Origin of the sequence: Rhodovulum sp., assembly GCF_011048875.1 — a bacterium.
Taxonomy (GTDB): domain Bacteria; phylum Pseudomonadota; class Alphaproteobacteria; order Rhodobacterales; family Rhodobacteraceae; genus Rhodovulum; species Rhodovulum tesquicola.
On record NZ_DSDD01000026.1, the window covers coordinates 1 to 3832 of the forward strand.

The window sequence follows — 3832 nt, forward strand, 5'->3', positions numbered from 1 at the left end:
CCTCGACGTGAACCAGGCCGTCCGCGTGCGCACGGGCGAAACCAACGAAGACGCGATCCGAGCGCCACGACGGTCCTCACGAAAGGACCAAGAGAAATGAAACCCTTGAAACTGATCCCCTTGCGATGGTCGCGCTGGCGCTGACGCCGGGCCTGGGCCTTTCCCGTTCCGCCGCCGCCCCGGTCAGTGCCCGGCCGCCAGCATCGCCCGGGCCACGCGCGGGATATTCGCCTCGGACAGGCCCGCCACGTTCATCCGCCCGTCGCCGATCACATAGACCCCATGGGCATCGCGCATCGCGGCCACCTGCTCGGGCGTCGCGCCGATCAGCGAGAACATGCCCTTCTGCGCCGCCAGACAGGCGAAGCGGTCCGAGCCGCTGATCTCGCGCAGTGTGTCGGCAAGACTTGCGCGCAAGCCTTCTATCCGGGCGCGCATCGCGTCGAGTTCGGCCAGCCAGTCCGCCCGCAACGCCGCGTCGGTCAGGATGTCGGTGACCACGCGCGCACCGTGATCGGGCGGGAAGGCATAGGTCTGGCGGTTCAGGTTCGACAGGTTCCCCCGCGCCAGCGTCGCGGTCGCCGCATCGCCCGCCACGGCCAGGATTGCGCCCACTCGTTCGCGGTAAAGCCCGAAATTCTTGGACCCGCTGACCGCTATCAGCATCTCCGGCAACCGCCCGGCCAGCATCCGCAGCCCCGCGGCATCCGCCTCGACGCCCGCGCCGAAGCCCAGATAGGCCAGATCGACCAACGCCAGCGCGCCGGTCCGTTCCAGAACGCCCGCCACATCCGCCCAATCGGCCGGGGTCAGATCGGCGCCCGTGGGGTTGTGGCAGCAGCCATGCAGGATCACCACATCGCCCGGCCCCGCACGTCCAAGATCGGCCAGCATTCCGGCCCGGTCGAGCTCCCGCGAGGCCGCGTCGTAATAGCGGTAGTCCACCTGTTCGAGTCCAGGATGGCCCACGATGGCGGCATGGTTCGGCCAGCTCGGATCGGGGATGAAGACCCGCGCGCCGGGATTGGCCAGCCGCACGAGATCCAGCGCGATCCGGACCGCGCCGGTTCCGCCCGGCGTCGCCACCGCGGCCACTCGCTCGGCGCCAACCGCCTCGCCCAGCACCAGCAGGCGCACCGCGTCCAGAAAACCGGGATCGTCTTCGATCGCGACATAGCCCTTGGTCTGCTGGCTCTGCCACAGCCGCGCCTCGGCCGCCTTGACCCCGCGCATCACCGGCGTCGCGCCCACGGCATCGCGATAGACGCCCACGCCAAGGTCGATCTTGTCGGCGCGCGGGTCGGCGCGGAAAGCCTGCATCAGGCCGATGATCTTGTCGGGGGCCTGCGGTGAAAGTCGGCTCAGAATCATGCTCCTCCCGTTGCGACCGGAAGATCGCCATACATGCCCCATTCGGTCCAGGAGCCGTCGTAGAGCGCGTGGTCGCGATGGCCGATCCGTTCCAGCGCAAGGTTGATGATCGCGGCCGTCACGCCGGTGCCGCAGAAGGTGATCGCGGGCTTGGACAGATCCACTCCCGCTGCAGCGAACACCGTGCGTAGGCTGTCGGGCGATTTCATCGTGCCGTCGGGATTCAGAAGCGTCTCGTAATGGACATTGCGCGCGCCGGGGATATGCCCGCCTCGAATGCCCGGTCGCGGTTCGGGCTCGGTGCCGGCGAACCGGCCCGGGCTGCGGGCGTCCAGGATGGCGTGATCGCCGAGTTTCGAGGCTGCCGCGACCTCGGTGACATCCTTGACCAGTTGGGCCTGGCGCTGGACCGTCATGTGCCGGTCGCGCATCACGGGGGGTGTGTTCTCGACCGCGCGCCCCTCGGACTGCCATTTCGGCAGGCCGCCATCCAGCACCGCCACATCGGTCTTGCCCATCAGCCGGAAGGTCCACCAGACCCGTGGCGCCGAATAGATGCCAGCGCCGTCATAGACCACGACATGATGCCCGTCGCCCACCCCCATCGCGCGCATGCGGGCGATGAACTTCTCGACCGGGGGCGCCATGTGCGGCATGTCGGATCGCAGATCCGCGATCTCGTCGATATCGAAGAACCGCGCGCCGGGGATATGGGCGGCGTCATACTCGGCACGCGGGTTCCTTCCGGCGCCGGGCAGGTACCACGAAGCGTCCAGGACGCGCAGGTCCGGATCTTTCAGGTGTGCCGCCAGCCATTCGGTCGAGACCAACATCGTCGGATCGTCACAGCCCATGAACCCCTCCGCCTCGCGTAGCACCGGATTCCCTTAGGACGGTGTTGTCCGGCTGGCAAGGCGCTCAGCCGTGATGCTTGAGCAGGCGCTGTTTCTGCCGCTGCCAGTCCCGCTTGGCCTCGGTCGCGCGCTTGTCCTCGGTCTTCTTGCCCTTTGCGATGCCGATCTTCAGCTTGGCCACGCCCTTGTGGTTGAAATAGAGCACCAGCGGGACCAGCGTGTAGCCCTTGCGCTGGGTGTCCGACCAGAGCCGGGCCAGTTCCCTGCGGCTGACCAGCAGCTTGCGGCGGCGCCGTTCCTCGTGGCCCCAGGTCTTGGCCTGTTCATAGGGCGGAATATAGCCGTTGATCAGCCACAGCTCGCCATTCTCGACGCTGGCATAGCTTTCGGCGATGTTGGCGCCGTTCTCGCGCAGGGACTTGACCTCGGATCCCTGCAGGATGATCCCGCATTCCAGATCGTCCTCAATCGCGTAATCGTAGCGCGCGCGCCGGTTCTCGGCGATCACCTTGTAGTTCGGGTCGGTTTTCGGTTTGGCCATGGTGCAGCGCATATAGGCGAAACCGGCCCCGGGGGGAAGCGGCCGGAGCCGCGGGTGAGTCGCGGCGCGGATCCGTGGGATCCGCCCCGAATTTTCGTCACAGGACCCGAAAATTGGCCGGAAACGGTTTGTTCGCGGGTCGTGAACAGTAGAAAGGTGGCGGAATGGCCATGATCCATTGTTCTGGCAAAGGTGACGGATTCCGGGCTTTCCCAAAGCCAGCCCTGACTTTTCGGCAGGTTGCGGCGCGGAATTGTTCCCAGACCGTGGACAGAGGAGAAAACGCCTGTCGCGCTTTGTGGACGCTGCGTCACCAAAGCTCCACAAAGCTTCGGGACTCCACCCGAGTGTTGACCTATTCAAGGAGCCTAGTCACCCGCGGGCCGACGTTGTCGGTCCTGCGTAAGGGGCCCTCGGGGTCCGTAACCAGTGGTGTGGTTGCTTGGGGTGCACGGGCCCTCGGGTTGTTCAGGCCCGTGCACCCCAACGCAGTCCGCCGCGCGCCCGTCCCGGGCGGCGGTCGGGATGCAGCGGCCGCCCGTTTGAGGCCAGGCAATGTCCGACCCGTCTTCCCTTCGGGGCGCTTGCGACCCCGCCAACGCCCCGCAGGACATGCGGCGGGCCTGGAGCTTGCCAGGATTCGGGCCGATGACCCGGATCACCACCGATCTTGGCGATTTCCCGGCGCAGGCATTGCGCGTGGGCGACCGGGTGCGCACCCGTCGCGGCCCGTTCAAGCGGATCGTCTGGCTGGATCGGGTGGTGCTGGACGAGTCCTTCCTCGTCCACCATCCCGAGGCACGGCCGGTCCTGATCCGTCCCGGCGCCTTCGGCGCGGGCTTTCCAGCGCGAGAGGTCGTGGTCTCGCCCGCCCAGCGCATCCATCCGCCGCGGCCGCAGCCGGGAACGCGTGCGCAGCCCGCGGGTCGGCTGACCACGGGGCCGCGGATCATGCGCAAGCCAGAGACGATCTTCACCTATACGCTGTTCCATTGTGACGAACTGGTGGACGTGCATGCCGAGGGTCTGTGGCTGCCAATCCCGCCCCGCGCACCGCTGCCGACCG

Annotated in this window: 4 protein-coding genes; 1 reads left to right on the plus strand and 3 read right to left on the minus strand. The window is 67.3% G+C overall.

What is annotated here, in order from left to right; translation table 11 throughout:
* Window positions 1-183: 183 nt before the first annotated feature.
* The 3 genes from ENN83_RS01000 to smpB all read right to left on the minus strand — a co-directional run bounded on the left by ENN83_RS01000 (window position 184) and on the right by smpB (window position 2766).
* Complete coding sequence (locus ENN83_RS01000; RefSeq protein WP_287183032.1) at window positions 184-1368, minus strand: aromatic amino acid transaminase; 1185 nt, start codon at window positions 1366-1368, stop codon at window positions 184-186.
* The gene (gene sseA, locus ENN83_RS01005) at window positions 1368-2225 is read right to left on the minus strand and encodes a 3-mercaptopyruvate sulfurtransferase (protein ID WP_287183033.1); all 858 of its coding nucleotides are present in this window, start codon (window positions 2223-2225) and stop codon (window positions 1368-1370) included. The genes ENN83_RS01000 and sseA overlap by 1 nt, the downstream gene beginning before the upstream one ends.
* 64 nt (window positions 2226-2289) lie before the next feature.
* Entirely contained in the window at window positions 2290-2766 is a 477-nt protein-coding gene (smpB, locus tag ENN83_RS01010) for an SsrA-binding protein SmpB (protein WP_287183030.1), read from the minus strand.
* Between the two features lie 648 nt (window positions 2767-3414).
* Here smpB and ENN83_RS01015 point away from each other — a divergent pair.
* Window positions 3415-3832: Hint domain-containing protein (locus tag ENN83_RS01015; protein ID WP_287183031.1), on the plus strand; the 418-nt coding region annotated here is incomplete at its 3' end.

Coding starts and splice junctions, on each gene's coding strand:
- sseA (WP_287183033.1), bottom strand. CDS start 2,225: ATGGGCTGTGACGATCCGACGATGTTGGTCTCGACCGAATGGCTGGCG.
- smpB (WP_287183030.1), bottom strand. CDS start 2,766: ATGGCCAAACCGAAAACCGACCCGAACTACAAGGTGATCGCCGAGAAC.